At 73.6% G+C, this 22,776-nt stretch carries 21 protein-coding genes and 1 tRNA gene; 12 read left to right on the top strand and 10 right to left on the bottom strand.

Going from position 1 to position 22,776, the window contains the following annotated elements:
- Positions 1-10: 10 nt before the first annotated feature.
- The 4 genes from ABZW30_RS00110 to ABZW30_RS00095 all read left to right on the top strand — a co-directional run bounded on the left by ABZW30_RS00110 (position 11) and on the right by ABZW30_RS00095 (position 3,932).
- Positions 11-1,072: an aspartate-semialdehyde dehydrogenase gene (locus ABZW30_RS00110; RefSeq protein WP_355668737.1), complete on the top strand. Its 1,062-nt coding sequence runs from the start codon at positions 11-13 to the stop codon at positions 1,070-1,072.
- Positions 1,073-1,355: 283 nt separating this feature from the next.
- Positions 1,356-1,901, top strand: a complete 546-nt coding sequence (locus ABZW30_RS00105) for a SigE family RNA polymerase sigma factor (RefSeq protein ID WP_355668736.1) — start codon at positions 1,356-1,358, stop codon at positions 1,899-1,901.
- Positions 1,894-3,054 (top strand): hypothetical protein, encoded by a 1,161-nt coding sequence (locus ABZW30_RS00100; protein ID WP_355668735.1) that lies wholly within the window; start codon positions 1,894-1,896, stop codon positions 3,052-3,054. Before ABZW30_RS00105 ends, ABZW30_RS00100 begins: the two co-directional genes overlap by 8 nt.
- A 92-nt stretch (positions 3,055-3,146) precedes the next feature.
- Positions 3,147-3,932 carry an SURF1 family protein gene (locus ABZW30_RS00095; RefSeq protein ID WP_355668734.1) on the top strand — a complete coding sequence of 262 codons (786 nt, stop codon included), beginning with the start codon at positions 3,147-3,149 and terminating at the stop codon, positions 3,930-3,932.
- 23 nt (positions 3,933-3,955) lie between these two features.
- Here the strand turns inward: ABZW30_RS00095 and ABZW30_RS00090 are convergent, their stop codons facing one another.
- The 4 genes from ABZW30_RS00090 to ABZW30_RS00075 all read right to left on the bottom strand — a co-directional run bounded on the left by ABZW30_RS00090 (position 3,956) and on the right by ABZW30_RS00075 (position 8,477).
- Positions 3,956-4,609 carry a hypothetical protein gene (locus tag ABZW30_RS00090; RefSeq protein ID WP_355668733.1) on the bottom strand — a complete coding sequence of 218 codons (654 nt, stop codon included), beginning with the start codon at positions 4,607-4,609 and terminating at the stop codon, positions 3,956-3,958.
- Complete coding sequence (locus ABZW30_RS00085; RefSeq protein ID WP_355668732.1) at positions 4,606-6,462, bottom strand: prolyl oligopeptidase family serine peptidase; 1,857 nt, start codon at positions 6,460-6,462, stop codon at positions 4,606-4,608. The genes ABZW30_RS00090 and ABZW30_RS00085 overlap by 4 nt, the downstream gene beginning before the upstream one ends.
- An 82-nt stretch (positions 6,463-6,544) precedes the next feature.
- Positions 6,545-8,008 carry an MFS transporter gene (locus ABZW30_RS00080; RefSeq protein ID WP_355668731.1) on the bottom strand — a complete coding sequence of 488 codons (1,464 nt, stop codon included), beginning with the start codon at positions 8,006-8,008 and terminating at the stop codon, positions 6,545-6,547.
- 91 nt (positions 8,009-8,099) lie between these two features.
- The gene (locus ABZW30_RS00075; RefSeq protein WP_355668730.1) at positions 8,100-8,477 is read right to left on the bottom strand and encodes a nuclear transport factor 2 family protein; all 378 of its coding nucleotides are present in this window, start codon (positions 8,475-8,477) and stop codon (positions 8,100-8,102) included.
- A 159-nt stretch (positions 8,478-8,636) separates the two neighbouring features.
- Here ABZW30_RS00075 and ABZW30_RS00070 point away from each other — a divergent pair, with 159 nt between their 5' ends.
- Positions 8,637-11,366: an AAA family ATPase gene (locus ABZW30_RS00070; protein WP_355668729.1), complete on the top strand. Its 2,730-nt coding sequence runs from the start codon at positions 8,637-8,639 to the stop codon at positions 11,364-11,366.
- Between the two features lie 329 nt (positions 11,367-11,695).
- Here the strand turns inward: ABZW30_RS00070 and ABZW30_RS00065 are convergent.
- The 3 genes from ABZW30_RS00065 to ABZW30_RS00055 all read right to left on the bottom strand — a co-directional run bounded on the left by ABZW30_RS00065 (position 11,696) and on the right by ABZW30_RS00055 (position 13,525).
- A tRNA-Pro gene (locus ABZW30_RS00065) sits at positions 11,696-11,769 on the bottom strand.
- Between the two features lie 100 nt (positions 11,770-11,869).
- On the bottom strand, positions 11,870-12,814 hold the full coding sequence (locus tag ABZW30_RS00060) for a metallophosphoesterase (RefSeq protein WP_355668728.1): 945 nt from the start codon (positions 12,812-12,814) through the stop codon (positions 11,870-11,872).
- 24 nt (positions 12,815-12,838) lie between these two features.
- Positions 12,839-13,525 (bottom strand): CGNR zinc finger domain-containing protein, encoded by a 687-nt coding sequence (locus ABZW30_RS00055; protein ID WP_355668727.1) that lies wholly within the window; start codon positions 13,523-13,525, stop codon positions 12,839-12,841.
- A gap of 102 nt (positions 13,526-13,627) precedes the next feature.
- Between ABZW30_RS00055 and ABZW30_RS00050 the strand changes: the two genes are divergently transcribed.
- The gene (locus tag ABZW30_RS00050; protein WP_355668726.1) at positions 13,628-14,080 is read left to right on the top strand and encodes a GatB/YqeY domain-containing protein; all 453 of its coding nucleotides are present in this window, start codon (positions 13,628-13,630) and stop codon (positions 14,078-14,080) included.
- A gap of 95 nt (positions 14,081-14,175) precedes the next feature.
- Here the strand turns inward: ABZW30_RS00050 and ABZW30_RS00045 are convergent, their stop codons facing one another.
- Positions 14,176-16,515, bottom strand: coding sequence for a transglycosylase domain-containing protein (locus ABZW30_RS00045; RefSeq protein ID WP_355668725.1), 2,340 nt, complete (start codon positions 16,513-16,515; stop codon positions 14,176-14,178).
- 424 nt (positions 16,516-16,939) lie between these two features.
- Here ABZW30_RS00045 and ABZW30_RS00040 point away from each other — a divergent pair, with 424 nt between their 5' ends.
- Entirely contained in the window at positions 16,940-17,263 is a 324-nt protein-coding gene (locus tag ABZW30_RS00040; RefSeq protein WP_195911063.1) for a WhiB family transcriptional regulator, read from the top strand.
- Between the two features lie 75 nt (positions 17,264-17,338).
- On the opposite strand, the gene ABZW30_RS00035 is transcribed toward ABZW30_RS00040, so the two are convergent.
- Together ABZW30_RS00035 and ABZW30_RS00030 are read right to left on the bottom strand one after the other, a co-directional pair.
- On the bottom strand, positions 17,339-18,505 hold the full coding sequence (locus ABZW30_RS00035) for an ArsA family ATPase (RefSeq protein WP_355668724.1): 1,167 nt from the start codon (positions 18,503-18,505) through the stop codon (positions 17,339-17,341).
- A 64-nt stretch (positions 18,506-18,569) separates the two neighbouring features.
- Positions 18,570-19,643 (bottom strand): ArsA-related P-loop ATPase, encoded by a 1,074-nt coding sequence (locus ABZW30_RS00030; protein WP_355668723.1) that lies wholly within the window; start codon positions 19,641-19,643, stop codon positions 18,570-18,572.
- A 327-nt stretch (positions 19,644-19,970) separates the two neighbouring features.
- Here ABZW30_RS00030 and ABZW30_RS00025 point away from each other — a divergent pair, with 327 nt between their 5' ends.
- From ABZW30_RS00025 to ABZW30_RS00005, 5 genes are all read left to right on the top strand, one after another.
- Complete coding sequence (locus tag ABZW30_RS00025; RefSeq protein ID WP_094743074.1) at positions 19,971-20,129, top strand: DUF4177 domain-containing protein; 159 nt, start codon at positions 19,971-19,973, stop codon at positions 20,127-20,129.
- Positions 20,126-20,593, top strand: a complete 468-nt coding sequence (locus ABZW30_RS00020) for a RidA family protein (RefSeq protein WP_355668722.1) — start codon at positions 20,126-20,128, stop codon at positions 20,591-20,593. The genes ABZW30_RS00025 and ABZW30_RS00020 overlap by 4 nt, the downstream gene beginning before the upstream one ends.
- Positions 20,594-20,656: 63 nt before the next feature.
- Entirely contained in the window at positions 20,657-21,523 is an 867-nt protein-coding gene (locus ABZW30_RS00015; protein ID WP_355668721.1) for an NUDIX hydrolase, read from the top strand.
- Positions 21,524-21,648: 125 nt separating this feature from the next.
- The gene (locus ABZW30_RS00010; RefSeq protein ID WP_355668720.1) at positions 21,649-21,822 is read left to right on the top strand and encodes a hypothetical protein; all 174 of its coding nucleotides are present in this window, start codon (positions 21,649-21,651) and stop codon (positions 21,820-21,822) included.
- Positions 21,819-22,652, top strand: coding sequence for an MBL fold metallo-hydrolase (locus ABZW30_RS00005; RefSeq protein WP_355668719.1), 834 nt, complete (start codon positions 21,819-21,821; stop codon positions 22,650-22,652). The genes ABZW30_RS00010 and ABZW30_RS00005 overlap by 4 nt, the downstream gene beginning before the upstream one ends.
- Positions 22,653-22,776 lie beyond the last annotated feature (124 nt).

Genomic DNA, 22,776 nt, shown 5'->3' with positions numbered 1-22,776 from the left:
GCTCCGGGCGATGACCCGGCGTCCGAACCTCGCCGTCGTCGGCGCCACGGGCGCGGTCGGCGAGGTGCTGCTCGGGCTCCTCTCGCTCCGTCAGGACATCTGGGGCGAGATCCGACTCGTCGCCTCCCCGCGTTCGGCCGGCCGCGAGCCGGTCGTGCGCGGGGAGGCGGTCGGGGTCGTCCCCTTGACGGAGGAGGCCTTCGCCGGGATCGACATCGCCGTGTTCGCCGTCCCCGACCAGGTCTCCGCCCAGTGGGCTCCGATCGCGGCGGCCAAGGGCGTCGTGGTGGTGGACGACTCGGCCGTCTTCCGGACCGCCGGGGACGTGCCGCTGGTCGTTCCCGAGGTCAACGCGGCGGCGCTGCGGATCCGTCCGCGCGGCATCGTGGCCAGCCCGGCCGGCACCACGCTCACGATGGTCGCGGCGGTCGGTGCGCTGCACGCCGAGTACGGACTGGAGCAGCTGGTCGTCGCCACCTACCAGGCCGCCAGCGGCGAGGGCCGCGAGGGCGTCGCGGCGCTGCGCGAGCAGACCGCGCTGGTGGCCGGTACCGAGGTCGGCCGGCAGACCGGCGACCTGCGGGCGGTGATCGCCGACGACGGGCCGTTCGCAGCCCCGCTCGCCCTCAACGCCGTGCCCTGGACCGGCGGCCTGCGCGAGGGCGGCTGGTCCGCCCAGGAACTCGGGCTGCGCGATGAGACCCGCAAGATCCTCGGCCTGTCCGCCCTGAAGGTCTCCGCGACCTGCGTCCGCATCCCGGTGGTCCGCACCCACGCGCTGGCCGTGCACGCCCGCTTCGAACGCGAGGTCAGCCAGGAGCACGCGCAGGACATCCTGCGCGAGACGCCCGGCGTGGTGCTCTACGACGACCCGGCGGCCGGGGAGTTCCCGACGCCGAACGACGTGGTCGGCACCGACCCGGTCTGGGTCGGCCGGGTGCGCCGGGCGCTGGACGAGCCGGACGCCCTCGACCTCTTCCTCTGCGGCGACAACCTGCGCAAGGGTGCCGCGCTGAACCTGTTGCAGATCGCCGAGCTGGTGGCCCGTGAGCTGACGGCGGGGGAGCAATAGGCCCGCGCAGTCCGGGACCTGAGGGTCCCTTGTGTCCGAGGATGTCCGGACCTGTGTCCGCTCCTCGACACAATCCGTCCGGAATCCCGGGGGAATCCCCTGGAGGCCTCTTCCGCCGATACGGAAGAATGGTCCCCGGGATGGGCAACCATGACAGGGGATCGAGTGTCCAACGGGCGTGGCGAACGTGATGGTGGGGGCAAGGACGGGCGTCCCGGCGAGAGCCGCGGTGGCCTTCCCGTCGCGCGCCCCGTGGTCTTCGAGTAGGCCGGAAGACGACCAGATGACGGCGGCCGCACCCGGTGCGGCGGACTCCGGCGCGGGTACCGACGCGGGTACCAGCGAGGACCTGCTCACCGAGACCTACCAGGCGCACTACCGCTCGCTGCTGCGGCTTGCCGCGCTGCTCCTGGACGACCTCTCCACCTGCGAGGACGTCGTGCAGGAGGCCTTCATCCGGGTGCACGCCGCCCGGCGGCGGGTGCGCGAACCCGAGAAGACCCTGGCCTACCTGCGGCAGACGGTGGTGAACCTGTCGCGCTCCACGCTGCGCCGCCGGATCCTCGGCCTGCGACTCCTGCCGAAGCCCATGCCTGACATGGCCAGTGCAGAAGAAGGTGCCTACGATGCCCTGGAGCGCGACCAGTTGAAGGCCGCGCTGCGTGGTCTGCAACGCCGTCAGCGGGAGGTTCTGGTGCTGCGTTACTTCGTGGACATGACGGAGGCGCAGGTCGCCGAGACCCTGGGCATCTCGCTCGGATCGGTCAAGGCCTACGGATCACGCGGACTAGCCGCCCTCCGGACCCAGATGGAGGCCGGACATGGCTGACGGCGCCTGGCAGCGGCCCGGGGACGACGACCTCTCGGGGCTCACCTCCGAGGAACGGGCGCTGCGCGAGCTGATGCGCCACGCGGTGGCCGGGATCCAGCCCGAGTCCGGTGCCCTGCCTCGCATCCGTCAGGCCGTCCCCCGGCGCCGGGCCGCCCGGCGCGGGGCCTGGACCGGCGCGGCGGCGCTGGCGCTGGCCGTCGCGATCGCGCTGCCCGTCCTGCACGAGGGGGACCACCTCGGGCTCTCCGGCGGACCCGGCTCGACCGAGGCCCAGAGTCCCGCCCCGGCGGCCCCCAGCGGCAGGACGACCGGCGGGGTCGGCGGCAGCGGCGCGGCCTCGCGCACCGGCCCGAGCGGCACCGGGGACACCGCGCCCTCCTCGGGCACCGCCGCCGCCTCGCCCAGCCCCGGCGCGGACGCCACCCGGGTCGGCGGCACCGCCACCCCCACCGGGGCCCCCGGCACCGGGGACGGCGGGATCATCCCGCTGTGCACCCGGTCGGACCTCGGGCAGGGCACCGCGCAGGTCGGCTCGGCCGACGGGCAGGGGCGGATCCTCGGATCCTTCACGGTCTACAACGTCTCCGGGCACAGCTGCCGCCTCGGCGGTCCCGGCGCGGTGGCCGTCACCGAGGTCAGCGGCACCGACCGCAGCCGCGTCCGTACGGCCGACCACGCCCCCGGCGACCCGGCGGGCAGCCTGCCGGCCATGGACACCGAGCCGCCGGTGCTGGCGCCGCAGGCCGGGTACCGGGTGCCGTTCGCCTGGATCCCCGACCAGGGCTGCGGCTCCGGCGGCACCACGACCAGCGCGCCCACCGGGGCCAACCAGGTGTCCCTGACCACCCAGGCCCCCGCCGCCTCGGCCGCCCCCGCCTCCGGCAACTCCGCGGCCCCGAGCTCCAACCCGCAACCGAGCTCCACACCCACCTCCGGTCCCACCTCGGCGCCCAGCCCGACGGCCACCCCGACCGGCAACCCCACCACCGCCCCGGCGACCGCCACCATCGCCCACACCCCGGCCCCGGGCAGCCCGACGGCCGCGACGGCCGTGCTGCCGGTCGCCTGCGGGGGGACGCTCTACCGGGGCGGGGTGCAGGCCACCGGCGGGGCGGCGGCCCAGCCGTCGGGGACGCCGACGACGGGCTGAGGGGCGCCCGACGGGGCTCCCGCCTCCCGTGACTCCCGTCCCCGGCGGACCCTGTGGTCCGGGACGGTGTGAGGAATGGTTACCGTGGGGGTGTGTACCGGTTCCTCCTGACTCCGCGCTGGCTCGGCGGCACCGCGTTGGCTGTGGCGGCCGTGGCGGTGTGCGTCTGGCTGGGCTCCTGGCAGCTCGGCCGGTTCGAGGACCGCGTCACCACGCACCAGGAGACCAAGCAGTCCCTCACCGCTTCGGGTGACGCCGAGCCGATCGACGCCCTGCTCACCCCGGCCGGCCCGCAGGTGACCACCGAGACCGTCGGCAAGCCCGTTACGGTGACCGGCAGCTATGACACCGAGCACCAACTCCTCGTCCCCAACCGCGTGGTGGACGGCAAGCAGGGCTACTACGTGCTCACCCCGCTGCGCACCGCCGACGGACACGCCGTCGCCGTGGTGCGGGGCTGGCTGCCCGGGTCCCCGTCCGGGGCGGTGGCCGAGGTGCCGCCGACCGGGCAGGTGACGGTGAGCGGGCGGCTGCAGGCCAACGAGGCCGTGGGCAGCAACGGCGCGGTGGCCGGCGGTCTGCCCGCCGGGCAGCTCGGCATGATCAACCGGGCCGCGCTGCTGAACGTGCTGGAGTACGACGGCTGGTACGACGGCTGGGTGGCCGCCGACCAGGTACCCGCCGGGCTGACCGCCGTACCGACCGTGCAGCCGCAGGGCGGCGACGGGCTCACCCTGCGCGCCTTCCAGAACCTGGGCTACACCCTGGAGTGGTTCGTCTTCGCGGGCTTCGTGGTCTTCATGTGGTTCCGCCTGGTGCGCCGCGAGGCGGAGGCGGCGCAGGACCGGGCCCTCGGGCTGGACCCGGTCCTGGACTGACCTCGGGGCCTGTCTCCAGGGTCCTACCGCGTGGGCCTGCCGGGCGCCGGCACCGGCTTGGTCGGGGTCGCGACCGCCGTCAGGGTCGGGGTGGGAGCCTGCGTCGGCGTCTGCGTCGGCGTCTGCGTCGGTGTCTGGGCGGGGACGGCCGGGCTGGCGTCGCCGAACGGCGTCGACATGTCGGCGTCCTCCTCAGGCGTCCCGTTGTGGCAGTGGCTCCGGCTGCCGTTCCCGTCGGAGTCGTCGTGGTCGATGTGGTGGTGCACGGTGCGCCCCTTCGAGCCGGACGAGCCCTTGGACCCGCTCGACCCCTTCGACCCCGAGCCCTTCGAGCCGGACGAGCCCTTCGACCCGCTCGACCCCTTCGATCCCTTGGCGAGCTGGACGGTGTCCCCGTCCGGCTGGTACGCCGCCCGGACGACGAGCGAGCCGGCCGACCCCGCCGCGCCCGCCTTCGTCGCCGTCGCGACCGGCCCGCCGGGTACGGCGCCCGCCGGGGGCGTCGAGGCGGTCGGCGACGGCAGCGCGGGCCCGGTCGGCACGGCGGCCTCGGGGCTGGGCAGCACCGGACCGGCCGGGGGCGGGCAGGCCGCCTCGTCGCCGTGCGAGCCCGAGCAGCCGGTGAGCACCAGTGCCCCGGCCACCGCCACCCCCGCGAGCGTCAGCAGACGTCTCACGCCGCCCCTCCCGGGGCCCCGCCGGGAACACCCAGGTACCGGCGGACGAAGTCGATCTCCAGCCGCAGCTGCTTGATCCGCTCCTCCACCACCAGCGAGCCGTGCCCGGCGTCGTACCGGTACACCTCGTGCGGCTTGTCGAGCTGCTCCAGCCGCTCGACGTAGTTGTCGATCTGCCGGATCGGGCAGCGCGGGTCGTTCACCCCGGCGCTGATGTAGACCGGCACCCGCACCCGCTCGACGTAGGTCAGCGGCGAGGAGGCGGTGAAGCGCTCCGGGACCTCCTCCGGAGTGCCGCCGAAGAGCGTGCGGTCCAGCGACTTGAGCGCCTCCATCTCGTCGGCGTACGCGGTGTGGTAGTCCGCGACCGGCACGGCGGCGACGCCGAGCGACCAGCTGTCGGGCTGGACGCCGAGGCCGAGCAGGGTCAGGTAGCCGCCCCAGCTGCCACCGGTGAGCACCAGGCGCCGCGGGTCGGCCAGGCCGCTGGAGACCGCCCACTCCCGGACCGCCGCGATGTCCTCCAGCTCGATCAGGCCGACCCGCTCGTGCAGCGCGTCGGTCCAGGCCTGGCCGTAGCCGGTCGAGCCGCGGTAGTTGACCCGGACCACCGCGAAGCCGTGGTCCAGCCAGGCGGCCGGGCCGGCCGCGAAGGAGTCGCTGTCGTGGTGGGTCGGGCCGCCGTGGACCTCGAAGACGGTCGGCAGCGGGCCGTCGGCCGGGGTGCGGCCGGCCGGGCGCTGTACCAGGGCGTGCACCCGTCCGCCGGGGCCGTCCACCCAGACGTCCTCGACCGGGACGGAACCGGGCGGCACCGGGCCGGGCGCCCGCAGCACGACCGTACCGGCGGTGGAGCGGACGGCCGAGGGCTCGGCGGCGGAGGACCACAGGTACTCCACGGTGCCGTCCGGACGGGCGGTGGCGCCGCCGACCGTGCCGCGCGCGGTGTCCAGGCGGGTCAGCCGGCCGTCCGCGAGCGAGTACGAGAACAGCTCGCTGCGCGCCTCGTACTCGTGCTCGACCAGCAGCGACCCGGCGTCCGGCCGCCACTGCGCGGAGACGTCGCCGGGCAGCTCGCGGCCCTGCTCGTCGCGCAGCGGGAGGGCCGTCTCGGCGCCGGTGGCGACGTCCCAGATCATCGGCTCCCAGCGGCCGGTGCGCTGGTGGGCGACCAGCAGACGGGTGTCGCCCTCGACCGGGGCGAAGCCCAGGCAGGCGACACCGCGCGGCTCGTCCCGGCCGGTCACCTCGTCCAGCTCGGCGACGGTCTCGACGCCGTCCCCGCCGAGCCGCACCACGCGGATCGCGGAGTGCATCGCGTCGCCGTGCTCGGTGTGGTCGATGGCGAGCAGCGTGCCGTCGTGGCTGAGGTCGCCGACGCCGCCGTACTCCTCGTGCCGGTAGATCTCGACCGGCTCGGCCGCGCCGGGGCGGCGCAGGTGCAGGGTGGTGCCGTCCTCGTCGGTGGAGCGGCCGACGACCACCGTGCCGTCGCGGCCGAGGGCCAGGCCGGCCGAGTAGGAGGGGGCGAGGCCGGGCACGGCCTCCTCGTCCGGGCCGCCCGCGAAGGGCTGGCGGCGCCAGACGCCGAACTCGTCGCCGTCGTGGTCGTCGAACCACCAGACCCAGGCGCCGTCCGGGGACAGCTCGGCGTCGGTGGTGCCGTTCGGGCGGTCGGTGACCTGGCGGTGGGTTCCGGTGGCGCGGTCCCAGGCGTAGACCTCGTAGGTGCCGGTCGAGTTGGACACGTACAGGGCCCGGTCGGGGGCGTCGTCGGCCCAGTCCGGCAGCGACACCCGGGCCGCCCTGAACCGCTGCTCCCACGCCGGTGCGGCGCTCTTCTCCTCGCTCATCCGACCATCCAACCCGATCCGGGGGAGGGAACGGAACGGGCGGGTGGGTTCGACCCACCCGCCCGTTCCGCTCCCACGGTGTTCACGAACGCCCGGCCTCCCGCTCGGACGCCCGCGGCAGCAGCCGGACCAGTCCGACGAGCACCAGCTCCAGCACCGCGAGCGCCGTCACGCTGCGACCGAAGGCGGCGGTCGCGTCGCCCGCGCCGTAGTAGACCAGGCCGATCAGCGCGATCCCGACGGCGCCGCCGACCTGCTGCACGGTCGACACCACCCCGGCCGCCGAACCGGCCAGCCCCGGCTCGACGGCCGCCAGGGCGACGGTGGTGACCGGGGCGATCACCAGGCCCATGCCGAGGCCGTCGACGAACAGCCCGGGCGCCAGCCACCAGACGCCGCCGTCCGCCGCGCCGTAGGCGGCCAGGGCGAGCAGGCCCAGCCCGGCGGCCATCAGCAGGCCGCCGACGGTGATCGTGCGGGGCTCGCCGAGGCGGGCGGTGACCCGGTGGGTGGTGTTGGAGGTGAGCAGGTAGCCGAGGCCGATCGCGGTGAACACCAGCCCGGCGCCGAGCGCGTCCAGGCCGCGGCCGAGCTGCAGGTGCAGGGCGAGCACCAGGAAGAAGGAGGCCTGGCCGAGCCAGAAGGCGAGTTGGGTGAGCAGGCCGGCGCTGAAGGCGCGGCTGCGGAACAGCCGGGTGTCGACCAGCGGGGCTGTGTTGCCTTCGGCGGAGGTCGGGGTGGTGCGGTGCTGGTGGACGGCGAAGGCGGCGAGCAGGGCGAGCGAGGCGGCGAGGCAGAGTCCGGTCCACAGCGGCCAGCCCAGCCCGGGCCCCTGGATCAGCGGCAGCACCAGGCCGGTCAGCCCGAGGGTGACCAGCAGGACGCCGACCGGGTCCAGCCCGGGCCGCTGCGGGGCGCGCGACTCCGGCAGGCAGCGGCGGACCAGGGCGAGGGCGGCCAGGCCGATCGGCAGGTTGATCAGGAAGCAGCTGCGCCAGCCGAGGCCGAGGAGGTCCGCGCGGATCAGCAGCCCGCCGATCAGCTGGCCGAACACCGCGCCGACACCCATGGTCAGCCCGTACCGGGCGAAGGCCCGCGCCTGCGCCGCGCCGCTGAAGGCCGTCCGCAGGATCGCCAGCACCTGCGGGCCCATCAGCGCCGCCGCCAGCCCCTGGGCGACCCGGGAGCCGACCAGCGCGGCGGCGGTGGGGGCGAGGCCGCAGGCCGCGGAGGCGAGGGTGAACAGGGCCAGGCCGAGCGCGAACACCCGGCGACGACCGTAGCGGTCGCCGAGCCGGCCGGCGGTGACCAGCCCGGCCGCCAGGGCCAGGCTGAACCCGGCCATCACCCACTGGACGGCGGCGGGGCCGGCGCCCAGGTCGGCCTGGAGGGAGGGGACGGCGACGTTGACGACGAAGACGTCCAGGGCGGTCATGAAGGTGGCGGTCAGGATGACCGGCAGCAGGCCCTTGGGGGCCGTGGCTGCCTTCGTCGCAGCGGCGGCCGCGGCTTCGGCCGACCGCCGGGTGTCCAGGGCGATGCTCATCTCGGGCTCTCCTCAAGGGGGTCGGCTTTCGGGGAGGGGCGCCGCCGGGGTGGCTCGGCAGCGCCCCTCGGGGGTGGGTCGCGCCTGTGGCTCAGGCGCCCGGGACACGGTCCAGGAAGCCGTACACGGCGCCGATCCGGCCGTCCGGGGTGGCCGCCAGCACGTCGAAGCCGATCACCACCGGCTCGGTGCCGGCCGGGCCGAGGTTCCAGGTGAACCGGGCGATGTCGTGGTGCGCGTCCACCGGGCCGAGGGTGAACTCCAGCCCCGGGAACTGTGCCTGGGCCGCGCCGATCAGCGCGTCGATCGCGTCCCGGCCGGCGACGGCGGCCAGCGGGTCGGTGTAGCGGCCGTCCTCGGCCCACACCTCGTCGATCAGCTTGCGGCGGGCCGCCGGGTCGGTCTCGTTCCAGACCGCGAGGTAGCGCTCGGCGAGCTGCTGCAGGGTGGCGGCGGTGATCTCGGTCACGGCTGTCTCCCGTGTTCCGGTGAGTGGTTCGGCGGGTCGTTCCCGCTGCTCAACCAAGGTATGGACGGAGCGGCGCGGCCGAATCGGTCACGTATAGGCATGGCCGTACGTAGCCTTCGTGGTGGGGGTACTGGCGGCCGGCTCGGTAGGGTCGGGGGCATGCTGTACGGGAGGGAACGCGAACAGGCCGCCGTGGACGGTCTGTTGACGGCGGCACGGGGCGGACGCAGCGGGGCCCTGCTGCTGCGGGGCGAGGCCGGGATCGGCAAGACGGCGCTGCTGGACGACGCCGTCGCGCGGGCCGGGTCCGGGTTCCGGGTGATCCGGGCGGCGGGCGTCGAGTACGAGGCCGAACTGCCCTTCGCCGGGCTGAGCTTGCTGCTCGCCCCCGGCCTGGACCGGCTGGACGCCCTCCCGGGACCGCAGCGGCGGGCCGTGGAAGCGGCGTTCGGACTCGGCGACACGTCGACGGCTACCGCGGACCGACTGCTGGTCGGCCTCGCCACCCTCGGACTGCTCGCCGAACTCGCTTCCGAACAGCCGCTGTTGTGCGTACTCGACGACGTGCAGTGGCTGGATCGCGCCTCCCTGGACGCGCTGCTGCTGGCCGCCCGGCGACTCCAGGCCGAAGGGGTCGCCCTGCTGCTCGCCGCCCGCACCGAGGGCGGCGCGTTCGCGGACCGGCGACTCGGCCTCCCCGAACTGCGGGTGAGCGGCCTCGCCGAGTCCGACGCCACCCGGCTGCTGGCCGACCGGGCCGGCCCCGACCTGCCCGCCGCCGTCCGCGACCGACTGCTCGCCGAGGCCGCCGGGAACCCGCTCGCCCTCACCGAACTCCCGGTCGCCGCAGGCCAGCAGGCGCACACCGGGGGCGGCCTGCCGCTCACCAGCCGGCTGCTGATCGCCTTCCACGGCCAGGTCACCGGCCTGCCCCCGGCCACCCAGACCCTGTTGCTGGTCGCCGCTGCCGAGGAGAGCGGCGAACTCGACGTCGTCCTGCCCGCCGCGGCCGCGCTCGGCGTCGGCGTCGAACAGCTCACCCCCGCCGAGGAATCCGGCCTGGTGACGGTCACCGCCGACCGCCGGATCGCCTTCCGCCACCCGCTGCTGCGCTCCGCGATCCTGCAACGCGCCCCGCACCACCAGCGGCTGACCGTCCACCGGACCATCGCCGAGGCGCTGCCCGAGGGGGACCGCCGCACCTGGCACCTGGCCCTCGCCGCCACCGCCCCCGACGCCGCCCTCGCCGAGGCGCTGGAACGCACCGCCGTCCGCGCCGAACGGCGCGGCGGCCACGGCGGCGCCGCCGCGTACGAACGCGCCGCCCGGCTCACCCCCGACCGCGACGCCGCCACCCGCCGCCTCGTCCTGGCCGCCGAAGCCGCGACCGAGGAAGGCGAGTTGGCACGGGCCGAGACGCTCGCCGAGGAGGCGGCCGGCCGGACCGACAGCGTCCTCGCACACGCCCTGCTGGACCAGGTTCGGGCCACCGCGCACTTCTGGCGCGGCTCCTACCCGACGGCGTACCGGCTGCTGCTCGAAGCCGCCGGTACCGACATCGAGCCCGCGCACGCCGCCCGGATGCTCTTCCAGGCCTTCCACGCTGCCTGGTACGCGGGGGAGGAGGCGGTGACCGCCGTGCTCGACCGGCTCGCCGCCCTCCCGCTCGCCCCCGACGACCCCCTGGCCCCGCTCGCCCGCCACCTGCCCGCCGCCGTCCTCCCGGCCCTCGGCAGACCCGCCGCGCCCCTGCTGCCCGTCCGGGAGAGCACCGAGGCGGCCCGCAAGGCCGGCGCCGAAACCCCCGTCGACCTCGTCCAGCTCTGCGGCGCCACCCTCATCCTCGGCCGCGACGAGGAGACCGTCGAACTCGGCGGCGAACTGGTCGCCGAGGCCCGCGCCAAGGGCACCGTCGGGGTGATGCCCACCCTCCAGTTCTTCCTCGCCGAAGCCGAGCTCTTCCACGGCCGCCACGCCGACGCCGAACTCACCGCCACCGAGGCGCTCGCGCTCGCCCAGGACACCGGCCAGCACCAGTGGGTCAGCCAACTCAGCGCCCTGCTCGCCTACCTGGCCGCCCTGGACGGCCGGACCGAGCGCTGCACCGAACTGGCCACCACCGCCCTCGCCACCACCGGCCCGCAGACCGCCGCCCCCGCGGCCGGCCGCCCCTGGGCCCACTGGGCCCTCGCCCTGCTCGACCTCGGCCAGGGCCGCGCCGCCGGCGCCGCGGACCGCCTCCACCCCCTCACCACCGGCCCGCACCGCCACCACGTCTGCGCCACCCGGGCCGTCCCCGACCTGGTCGAGGCAGCCGTCCGCCTCGGCACCCCGGACCGCGCCGCCGAACCCTACGAACGCTTCGCCCGCTGGACCGCCGCCGCCGACCGCCCCTGGGCCGCAGCCCTACGCCTGCGCTGCCAAGCCCTCCTCGGCCCCGACGAACTCGCCGAACCCGCCTATCGCGCCGCCCTCGACCTCCACGCCACCACCCACCGCCCCTTCGAGCACGCCCGCACCGCCCTCCTCTACGGCGAATGGCTCCGCCGCACCCGCCGCCGCACCGACGCCCGCCCCCACCTCCACTTCGCCCTCGAAACCTTCGACCGCCTCTCGGCCCACCCCTGGTCCACCCGCGCCCGCACCGAACTCTCCGCCACCGGCGCCCCCGCCCCCGACACCCCCCACTCCCCGCAGAGCCCCGCGGCCCCCCTGGCCGCCCTGACCCCCCAGGAACTCCAGATCGCCCGCCTCGCCGCCCAAGGCCTCACCAACCGCGACATCGCCGCCCAACTCTTCCTCAGCCCCCGCACCGTCGCCCACCACCTCTACAAGGCCTACCCGAAGCTCGGCATCACCTCCCGAACGGAGCTCGCAGCCGCGCTCTGACAGCGGCACTCCCATCGGCCCTCATGCACCAAGCGGGGCGGCCGGCCCCCCGGCACCGGCAGGGCCGTCTCCGGTCTGCCCGAGGGCTCGGCCGCGTGCTACGAGGACCCGGGCGACGTCCTCGGCCCCACTCCGCGCAGCGCGGACCCGCCGTTCGGAGCGGACGCCCTGTCACCTCGGAACGCCGAAGCCCCTGCCGTGTGCGTTGGACCACACGGCAGGGGCTTCGGCCCGAACGGATGGCTCCGGCCGACGCTGCCTCAACAAGCGTGGCAGCCGGAAACGCCAGAGGGCCTACCGGATTTCTCCGATAGGCCCTCTGGACTGGGTCGGGGTGGCGGGATTTGAACCCACGGCCTCTTCGTCCCGAACGAAGCGCGCTACCAAGCTGCGCCACACCCCGGTCCTGCGGTTTGTCGCTCCGTCTCCTTCGCGACGAGTAGAACTCTACCGGACGCTCGCCGAGACACGAAATCCGGTTTCGTGCGGGCGTCCGGCGCTGGTCAGCGGGGTGCCGGGGTGAGGGTGAGGAGGGTGGCCTCGGGCGGGCAGGCGAAGCGGATCGGGGTGTAGCGGTTGGTGCCGCAGCCGGCCGAGACGTGGAGGTAGGAGCGGTGGCCGCCGGCCAGGTGGGTGGAGAGTCCCTTGACCCGGCGGGTGTCGAGGTCGCAGTTGGTGACCAGGGCGCCGTAGAAGGGGATGCAGAGCTGGCCGCCGTGGGTGTGGCCGGCCAGGATCAGCGGGTAGCGGTCGGCGGTGAAGGCGTCGAGGACGCGCAGGTAGGGCGCGTGGACGACGGCGAGGGAGAGGTCGGCGTCGGCGGAGGGGCCGCCGGCGACCTCGGAGTAGCGGTCGCGGCGGATGTGCGGGTCGTCGAGGCCGGTGAACTCCAGGTCGAGGCCGGCGACGGTGAGGCGGCCGCGGGTGTTGGTGAGGTCGAGCCAGCCGGCCGCGTCGAAGCCGTCGCGGAGCTTCTCCCAGGGGTTGTGGACGGCGCCGCTGATGCCGCGGTTGGCGGTGCCGTCGGGGTTGTTCATGCCGTGGACGCCGCTGCGCATGGCCTGGAGGTAGCGGGCCGGGTTCTTGCGGGCCGGGCCGTAGTAGTCGTTGGAGCCGAAGACGTAGACGCCGGGGAACTCCATGAGCGGCCCGAGCGCGTCGAGGGTGGCGGGGACGCCGAGAGGGTCGGAGAGGTTGTCGCCGGTGTTGACCACCAGGTCGGGGTGCAGGCCGGCCAGGCTCTTCAGCCAGCGCTGCTTCTTGCCCTGTCCGCTCACCATGTGGATGTCGGACACCTGCAGGATCCGGATGGGCCTGGCACCGCGGGGCAGGACGGGGACCTCGACCCGGCGGAGCCGGAAGGCACGTACCTCGTACCCGACGGAGTAGGCGAGACAGGCGGCGCCGGCGGCGGCGAAGCCGAGCGGAACGGAGTACAGCGGTCGCATCAGCCCATGCTCTCAGACGGTGGATCAGCTGGTGAACGTGCGGTGGCCCGGTGCGGGAACGGGCTCCCGGGACGGAACCGGGGCGGTGACCGGGGCCGGTTCCTCGGGCTCCCGGCGGGCGCGCAGGGCCCGGACCTTGTTGCGGTTGCCGCACCGCTCCATCGAACACCAGCGCCGCCGTCCGGGCCGCGAGGTGTCGACGAACAGCAGCCGGCAGTCGTGCGCCCCGCACTCGCGGATCCGGTCCGCGTACGGGCCGGTGAGCAGGGCGATCGCGTCCCGGGCGAGGGTGGAGACCAGCTGCGCCCCGTCGGCGGTCAGCGGGGCCGCCGCGGTGCCGTCCGGGGCGATCTGGGGGACGAGCGACGGGTGGGCCGCGGCCCGGTTGAGGACGGTGTAGTCCTCGGCGGTGCCGTCCTCGCCCCGGGCGCGGGCGGCGGCCAGGCGCCAGAGGGTGTCGCGGAGGGTGCGGGCGTCGGCGAGCTGGTCGGCGGAGATCCGTACGGTGTCGGCGGGCAGCCGCAGCCGGGACTGCGGGAGCCAGTCGGCGAGGTCGGAGGGCCGGTGCAGCACCTCGTACCGTGCGTAGTCGCCGGGGCCGCCGGTGGGGAGCAGTTCGAGGCAGAGGGCGCCGGGGTCGAAGAGGAAGCGGCCTCCGCCGGGGGTGGTGAGGACCAGACCGGTCGCCGGCTCCCGCTCTCCATGGGTCATGTAACCAGGATAAATGGTTACAGAGCGTTCCGGGGCACTGCTCCCGCTCCGCGCCCGGTTAATGGCGAGCGACCGAACGTCGCAGGTGGGAGACTCATGCCCATGACCACGCTGAAGGCGCAGCTGCAGGAGGACCTCACGGCTGCCATCAAGGACCGGGACGAGCTGCGTTCGTCCACCATCCGGCTCACGCTGGCCGCCGTCACCGCCGAGGAGGTGGCGGGCAAGGCGAAGCGAGAGCTGTCCGACGCCGAGGTGCTCAAGGTGATCACCCGCGAGGCGAAGAAGCGCCGGGAGGCGGCCGAGGCCTTCGACAAGGGCGGTCGGGCCGACCAGGCCGAGCGCGAGCGCGCCGAGGGCGAGTTGCTGGCCGAGTACCTGCCGAAGCAGCTCTCCGACGAGGAGCTGACCGCGATCGTGGCCGCCGCCGTGGCCGAGAGCGGGGCGAGTGGCCCGCAGGCGATGGGTGCCGTGATGAAGCTGGTCAAGCCGAAGGTGGACGGCCTCGCCGAGGGCGGCCGGGTCGCCGCCGCCGTGAAGGCCGCCCTGGCCTGAGCGCCGTAGGCGCGGAGCCCCGGAACACGCCGAAGGGGCGCCCCCCGGAAGAACCGGAGGGCGCCCCTTCGCCGTGCGGTCGCGCGGACGGCCCGTCAGCCGTTGCCGCCGCCGTGCTTGCCGCCGTTCCCGTTGCCGCCGCCGATGAGGCCCGGCGGGAGGGTGAACCCTCCCCCTATCACCCCACCGGGGTTGCCGTTGCCCGGAGGCGGCGGCGGGTTCCCGGCCGGCGGCTGCGGGTTTCCGGCCGGCGGCTGCGGCTGGGTGTTCGGGTCGGCCGGCGGGGTGGCGGTCGCCGGGGGCGTGGCCGGCTGCGGGTCCGGGATGTTGGTGGTCTGGATCGGCTCCAGGGGCGTGCCCTTGAGTGCCTGGTTCATCGCCATCTGCCAGATCGGGCCGGGGCCCGTCGCGCCGAACACCTCGTCGAAGTGCTTGCCGCCGATGTTGATGTTCTTCATCTTGACGCCGCCGGCCGGGCCGCCGAGCCAGACCGCGGTGGCCAGCGACGGGGTGTAGCCGTCGAACCAGGCGGCCCTCTTCTCGTCGGTGGTACCGGTCTTACCGGCGATCTTGCGGCCGTCGTCCAGGCCGAGGGCGGCTGCGGTGCCCTTCTCGGTCACGTTGAGCAGGACGGCGTTGAGCGAGTCCGCGGTCTGCTCGGAGAAGGCCTGGCTGCACTGGGACTGCGGGACCTTGAGCTCCTTGCCGTCCACCGTGGTGATCTTGTTGATCGCGACCGGGGTGCAGTACTTGCCGCGGGCGGCGAAGGTCGCGTAGACGTTCGCCATGGTCAGCGGGGAGAGCTCCAGGGTGCCCAGGACCATCGAGGGCACCTCCTGGAACTGGTCGCCCTTGGCGGACTGGGTGATGCCCAGCTTGTTCGCCATCTGCTTCATCGCGCAGAGGCCGACCTGCTGCTCCATCTGCACGAAGTAGGTGTTGACCGAGCGGGCCATGGCCTCCTTGAGCTCGTAGGGGCCGACCTCGCTGTCCTGCTCGTTCTTGACCGTGGCCTTGGGCTTGTCGGTGTTCTTCCAGGTGCCCGAGCAGGTGGTCATCTGCGGGTATTCGATCTTGTTCTGGGACGGGAACGCCTGGGTGTTCGACATGCCCGACTCCAGCGCCGCCGCGGCGAGGATCGGCTTGAAGGTCGAACCGGTCTGGAAGCCGTTGCCGCCGCCCATCGAGGCGTCGACGTTCAGGTTGACGACGGTCTGGTTCTTGTTCTGGTCCAGGCCGTACGGACGGGTCTGGGCCATCGCCAGGATCTTGCCGGTGCCGGGCTCCATCATGGTCGCCGCGGCCGACACCTGGTCCGTCACGTTGACGTTCTTGGTGACGGCGTTCTGGGCGGCGGCCTGCTTGTCCGGGTCCAGCGTGGTGTAGATGTTCAGACCGCCGGTGTCCCAGAGCTTCTTGCGCTCGTCGGCGGACTTGCCGAAGGCCGGGTCCTGCTTGACCACGTGGCGGACGTAGTCGCAGAAGAAGCCCATGCCGGCCTGGGCGGTGATGCAGCCGTTCTGCGGGTCCTTGAACTTCAGACCCAGCGGGGCGGCCTTCGCCTCCTTCGCCTGGTCGGCGGTGATGTGCTTGTTCTCCAGCATCTTGTCGATGACGACGTTGCGACGCTTGACCGTGTTGTCGGGGTAGCGCACCGGGTCGTAGGACGACGGGTTCTGCACTATCCCGGCGAGGGTGGCGGCCTCGGCGACGGTCAGGTCCTTGTTGCTCTTGCTGAAGTAGCGCTGGGACGCGGCCTCGACCCCGTAGGCCTGGTGGCCGTAGAAGGTGATGTTGAGGTAGTTGGTGAGGATCTGATCCTTGGTCAGGTCCTCCTCCAGCTTGATCGCGACCTTGAGCTCCTGGATCTTGCGGCCCAGGGTCTTGCGCTGGGCCTCCAGGACGGCCGCCTGGTCGTCGCCGGCCTTCTCCACGTTGACGTTCTTCACGTACTGCTGGGTCAGCGTGGAGGCGCCCTGGGAGGCGGTGCCGCTCTCCGCGTTCTTGCCGACCGCGCGCAGGACGCCCTTGAGGTCGACGGCGCCGTGCTCGTAGAAGCGGGCGTCCTCGATGTCGACCTGGGCGTGCCGCATGAGCGGCGACATCTGGTCGGCGGTCAGGACGGTGCGGTCGCGCTCGTAGACCTTGGCGATCAGGCCGCCCTTGGCGTCGAAGATCTGGGTGGCCTGGGTGAGCGGCGGGGTCTTGAAGTCGTCGGGGATGTTGTCGAAGCTCTCCGCCGTGTCCTTGGCGGTCAGCCCGATGGCGCCGACGGCGGGCAGGGTGAGGCCTGCCAGCAGGACTCCGGAGAGCACGCTGACGCCCAGGAACTTCACGCCGTTGCCGACGTGGTCCAACGGTGATCCGCTGCTCTTGCGGCGCGGAGCTCCGGTGTTGCCTGGGGGCTGGGATGCCTGTGGGCGCTTCGGTGCCATGGGGAGAACCCTACGTCCCCGAATCCCGCACATAGGGGCAGGTGTTCGCCTAGGCTTGTCACAAGCTTGCGACAGCTTCGGTGCGTCAACATCATTCACTCTTGTGAGTGGGAAGACTTGTCCGAATTGCCCGTTCTCGTCCGGGTTCTGAGGTGGCTGTGGCCTGCCGTGTTCGAGTGAACGGTAGCGCTCCGTGACAACGCCTGTGGCGAGAGTGGGGGCGCCGAACTTGGCAAGGCTTGCGACCTGCGATCACTCCAACGAGTGAGCTGGCCGATACCCATAGTCCAATCGGGTCATTCGAGATTGAGCCCGACGGGGCTGTTGCAAGCTGTCGTTCTTCCGTAACGTCCTCAACTGGCAACGGTGAATATGCCGTTGCCGCCGTGGGGGAGCCTCGAATACGGGAGAGGACGGCGCCGGCATGGGCTGGGTTGACGACTGGAGTGCGCAGGCCGCCTGCCGCACGAGTGATCCGGACGAACTGTTCGTCCAGGGGGCGGCACAGAACCGCGCGAAGGCGGTGTGCAGCGGTTGCCCCGTCCGCACGGAATGTCTTGCGGACGCTCTGGACAACCGGGTGGAGTTCGGTGTGTGGGGCGGGATGACGGAGCGCGAGCGGCGGGCGCTGCTGCGCCGTCGCCCGACGGTCATCTCGTGGCGGAAGCTGCTGGAGACGGCCCGCACCGAGTACGAGGAGTCCCTCGCGACCGGCGTGATACTGACGGACTACGCCCAGGCGGGCTGAGTCCGGCCGAAGCCGGACGGACCGCGGCGAGTCGGACCGCACCGCGCCGGACCGCGCCGGTCGCCCCCGGGGTGACTACGCCGTGCCGCTCAGCCGGTCCCCGATGGCCCGCAGCCCGTCCAGGTCGTGCACATCGCCCGGCAGCGCCGGGATCTCGACGATCGGCACGTCCGGGTACACCGACACGAAGCGGTCGCGGGTGCGGCGCTCCCGCCCCATGATCTGCATCCGCTCGGCGTGCAGCCGCAGCAATCCGGCCGCGAGCAGCTCCGCCTCCGGCGAGGAGTGCTCCGAGCCGTTCTCCTCCAGGGCCTCGGCAGCCGCCAGCGCCCGCTCCGCGGTGAGCTGCGGTGCGCCCGTGCTGTGCACCCGGTTGAGCACCAGCCCGGCCAGCGGCATCCGGTCCGCGGCGAGCCGGTCCACGAAGTACGCCGCCTCGCGCAGCGCGTCCCGTTCCGGCGCGGCCACCACCAGGAACGCCGTGCCCGGCGCCTTGAGCAGCTGGTAGGTGCGGTCGGCGCGCTCGCGGAAACCGCCGAACATCGAGTCCATCGCGCTGACGAAGGTCTGCACGTCGGTGAGCAGCTGGGCGCCGAAGATCTTGCCCAGGGCCCCGGTGAGCAGGCCCATTCCGGCGTTGAGGAACCTCATCGCGCTGCGGCCGCCGACCTTGGCCGGCGCGGTCAGGATCCGGATCACCCGGCCGTCCAGGAAGGACCCGAGCCGGTTGGGCGCGTCCAGGAAGTCCAGCGCCGAGCGGGACGGCGGGGTGTCCACGACGATCAGGTCCCACTCCTCGGCGGCGCGCAGCTGCCCGAGCTTCTCCATCGCCATGTACTCCTGAGTGCCCGCGAAGCCGGCCGACAGGGACTGGTAGAACGGGTTCTCCATGATCGCCCGGGCCCGCTCGGGCTCGGCGTGGGCCAGCACGACCTCGTCGAAGGTCCGCTTCATGTCGAGCATCATGGCCTGGAGCTCTCCGTCGCCGGTGACGCCCTTGACCACCCGGGGGGTGTTGTCGAGTTCGGTCAGGCCCATCGACTGGGCCAGTCGCCGGGCCGGGTCGATGGTCAGCACCACGACCTTGCGGCCACGCTCGGCGGCCCGCAGGCCGATCGCCGCGGCGGTGGTGGTCTTGCCGACGCCGCCGGAGCCGCAGCAGACGATGATCCTGGTCTTCGGGTCGTTGATCAGCTCGTCCACCGCGAGCCGCCTTCCGGTGCCTTGTACCCCGTTGCTCATGCGCCCACCTCGCTGCGCTCGGTAGCCGCTTCGCACATGCCGCACCTCTTGATGGTTCGCTCGCTCACGCCGCCCCCTGCCGCCTCAGTTCGCCCGCCAGCCGGTACAGCCCGCCGAGGTCCACGCCCTCGCCGAGCAGCGGGAGTTCGTACGTCGGGAGCCGCAGCTGCTGCAGGTCGGCGCGCTGCTCGCGTTCCAGCTCGACCCGCTCGGCGTGCTCCCGGGCCTGCTCCAGCAGTGGGTCGAGCAGCGGGTCCACCGCGGCGCGGACCGTCGCCGGCTTGCGCGAGCGGCCGCCCAGCCCGGCCTCGCCGAGGGCCAGCGCCACCTCCTCGCGGTGGTCCCCGCCCACCGCGGCCACCGCCGCCGCGTCCAGCACCGGCGGCCGGACCATGTTGACCATCACGCCGCCCACCGGGAGCTTCGCCTCGTGCAGCTCCGCGATGCCGTCGACCGTCTCCTGCACCGGCATCTCCTCCAGCAGGGTGACCAGGTGCACTGCGGTCTCCGGTGACTTCAGCACCCGCATCACGGCCTGCGCCTGGGTGTGTATGGGGCCGATCCGGGCCAGCCCGGCGACCTCGGAGTTCACGTTCAGGAAGCGGGTGATCCGTCCGGTCGGCGGGGCGTCCATGACCACCGCGTCGTACCGGCGCCGCCCGTCCGGGCCCTTGCGGCGGGCCGCCTCGCAGGCCTTGCCGGTGAGCAGCACGTCCCGCACGCCGGGGGCGATGGTGGTGGCGAAGTCGACGAAGCCGATCTTCTGCAGCGCCTTGCCGGCCCGGCCGAGCTTGTAGAACATCTCCAGGTACTCGAGCAGCGCCTGCTCGGTGTCGATCGCCAGCGCGAAGACCTCGCCGGGTGCGCCCTCCCCGGCGGGCAGCCCGAGCTGGGGACGGGCGACCGAGGCGATCCGGCGTTCCTCGTACGGCAGTGCGGCGATGCCGAACAGCTCGGCGATGCCCTGCCGCCCCTCGACCTCGATCAGCAGCACCCGTCCGCCGTCGGCGGCCAGCGCCAGTGCCAGCGCGGCGGCCAGCGTGGTCTTCCCGGTGCCGCCCTTGCCGCTGACCACGTGCAGCCGGACACCCTCCCAGTCGGGGTCGCGCCGGGCCGCCTGGCCGGGGGTGCGTGCCACGCTCCGTCTCCGTCCGTCTCCGTCCTACGGGCCTCCTCTCCGACGAGGATGCCCCTGTGACGAGGGTGCCCCTACCGACGGAGGTGCCCCTCACGAGGGTGCCCTCTCGCGAGGGTAACCAGGGTCCACGCCCGATGCCCGGAGCACCTGGGGTACAGGGACTGAATCATGCCCCCTTTGTGCCCCACCTCACACGCCGCCCGACAGGACCTGTCCCGCGAGCCGGCCCGGGCTCGCGACGCCGGGGCCGCGACCTGATCCGACCCGGCCCGCCGGAGCGGCCCGGTGCGGCGGCGATCGCCGGGACGGCTCGTCTAGAGTCTGGCCATGACCAAGTGGGAATACATGACGGCACCCCTGCTCGTGCACGCCACCAAGCAGATCCTGGACAACTTCGGCGAGGACGGCTGGGAGCTCGTCCAGGTCGTGCCCGGCCCCAACCCGGAGCAGCTGGTGGCCTACTTCAAGCGGGAGAAGAACGCATGAGCACGGTCGAGTCGAAGCTCGCCGAGCTGGGTCTGACCCTGCCGCCGGTGGCCGCCCCGGTCGCCGCGTACGTCCCGGCCGTGCAGTCCGGTGAGTTCGTGTTCACCTCCGGCCAGCTGCCGGTCGTCGGCGGCAAGCTGCTGAACACCGGCAAGGTCGGCGCCGAGGTGTCCGCGGAGGAGGCCAAGGAGCTCGCGCAGACCTGCGCGCTGAACGCCCTGGCCGCCGTGAAGTCGGTGATCGGCGACCTGGACCGGGTCGAGCAGGTCGTGAAGGTGGTCGGCTTCGTCGCCTCCGCCCCCGACTTCACCGGCCAGCCCGCCGTGATCAACGGTGCCAGCGAGCTGCTCGGCCGGGTGCTGGGCGAGGCCGGTGTGCACGCCCGCAGCGCGGTCGGCGTCGCGGTGCTGCCGCTGGACGCTCCGGTCGAGGTCGAGATCCAGGTGCGCGTCAAGAACGCCTGAGTGTGATCGCGAAGGCGGGGTCGGGCCTGTCCAACCCCGCCTTCGTGCGCTTAGCATCCGGGCATGGACCATCGAGCAACGACGCTCCCGATGCCGCCCGGCTGGCCCGCCCGGATCCGGGCGTTCGACTCCGGCGCGCTGACCCCGGCGGTGCCCCGGCCCGCCGCGACCGTGGTGCTGCTGCGCGACTCCGCCGCCGGGCCGGAGGTCTACCTGCTGCGCCGCCGCACCTCGATGGCCTTCGCGGCCGGGATGTACGCCTACCCGGGCGGCGGGGTGGACCCGCGGGACGCCGAGGTCGAGACGGGCTGGGCCGGTCCGACGCCCGAGGAGTGGGCGCACCGGCTCGGGGCGGACGTCCGGACGGCGCGGGCGGTGGTCTGCGCGGCCGTGCGCGAGACCTTCGAGGAGGCCGGCGTGCTGCTGGCCGGCCCGGACGCCGACAGCGTCGCCGAGCCGCGCGACTGGTCCGCCGAGCGGGCCGCGCTGGAGGCGCACGAGCTGTCCTTCGCCGAATTCCTCCGCGACCACGGGCTGGTGCTGCGCAGCGACCTGCTGGGCGGCTGGGCCCGCTGGATCACCCCGGAGTTCGAGGAGCGGCGCTACGACACCTGGTTCTTCGTGGCGGCCCTGCCGTCCGGCCAGCGTGCGGCCTTGGAGGTCGGCGAGGCCGACCGGGTCGCCTGGCTGACGCCGGCCGAGGCGGTCAAGGGCTACCAGGAGGGCCGGTTCGGCATGCTGCCGCCGACCGTGTCGGTGCTGCGCGAGCTGTCGTCGGTCCGCACCGCCGCCGAGGCGGTGGCCGCGGCCACCGACCGGGGGCTGGCGCCGGTGCTGGGCCGGGCCGAGGTTCGCGGTGACCGGATGACGGTCCGTTGGCCCGGGTATGACGAGCTGACCATCGACGGGGAGTTCCCGGAGGAGGCCTGACCCGAGGACCCCGACCTGAGGACCCCGACCCGAGGACTTTCCTGAGCTGAGGGTTTTCCCGACCTGAGGGATTTCCCGACCGCACCAATGATCCGAAGATGCCGATCAGAAAGGACCGACACCCGATGAACCACAACGACGTGGCTCGCCGGACGGCCCCGGAGCTGCCCGCCCGCCGATTGACCCCCCGTTCCACCGGCTGCGACAGCCAGGTCCCCTTCGTCGAGGTCGCCCAGCGCGCCCTCGTCCGGGCCCTGCCGCTGAGGGTCCTGCATCGCGACGGCGAGGGCGGCCGGTGAGCGGACTCCTGCCGGGTGACCCCGCCGCCGCGATCGGCGGCGAGGCCACCCCTCGGGCGCTGTGCGTGCTGGCGCCGAACCCGTCGCCGATGACGTTGGACGGCACCAACACCTGGCTGCTCTCCGAGCCCGGCTCGGACCTCGCGGTGGTGATCGACCCGGGCCCGCTGCACGAGGGCCACCTGCGCCGGGTGGTCGAGCTCGCCGAGGAGCGGGGCAAGCGGATCGCGTTCACCCTGCTCACCCACGGCCACGCCGACCACTCCGAGGGCGCGGCCCGCTTCGCCGAGCTGACCGGCACCGAGGTACGGGCCCTGGACCCGGCGCACCGGCTGGGCTCCGAGGGCCTGGTGGGCGGTCAGCGCCTGGACGTCGGCGGCCTCGACCTGCGGGTGGTCGCCACCCCCGGCCACACCTCGGACTCGCTGACCTTCCACCTGCCGGACGATGGCGCGATCCTCACCGGCGACACCGTGCTCGGCCGTGGCACCACGATGGTCGCCCACCCCGACGGCCGGCTCGGCGACTACCTGGACTCGCTGCGCCACCTGCACACGATGGCCTCCCACCACGGCGTACGGACCGTGCTGCCAGGCCACGGCCCGGTGCTCGCGGACGCGCTCGGGGCCGTCGACTACTACCTGGCCCACCGGGCCACCCGGCTCGCCCAGGTGGAGACCGCGGTCGAGACGGGCTGCCGGACGGCCGCCGACGTGGTCGCCCGGGTCTACGCCGACGTGGACCGGGCGCTCTGGCCGGCCGCCGAGCTCTCGGTGCGGGCCCAGCTGGATTACCTGGAGGAGCACGGGCTCATCCCGGACCAGGGCTGATCCGTGAACGCCGAAGGGCCCGTCCGACCCTTGGGTTCTAGGAGTCGTTGCAACACCCCAGCTCAAGGGGTGCGATGGACTTCGAGATCCGAGCGGACCGGAAGCCACAGGGGCGCAACAAGTT

Origin of the sequence: Kitasatospora sp. NPDC004669, assembly GCF_040609455.1 — a bacterium.
Classification (GTDB): Bacteria; Actinomycetota; Actinomycetes; order Streptomycetales; family Streptomycetaceae; genus Kitasatospora.
This window is presented reverse-complemented; position numbering and strand designations above follow the sequence as displayed.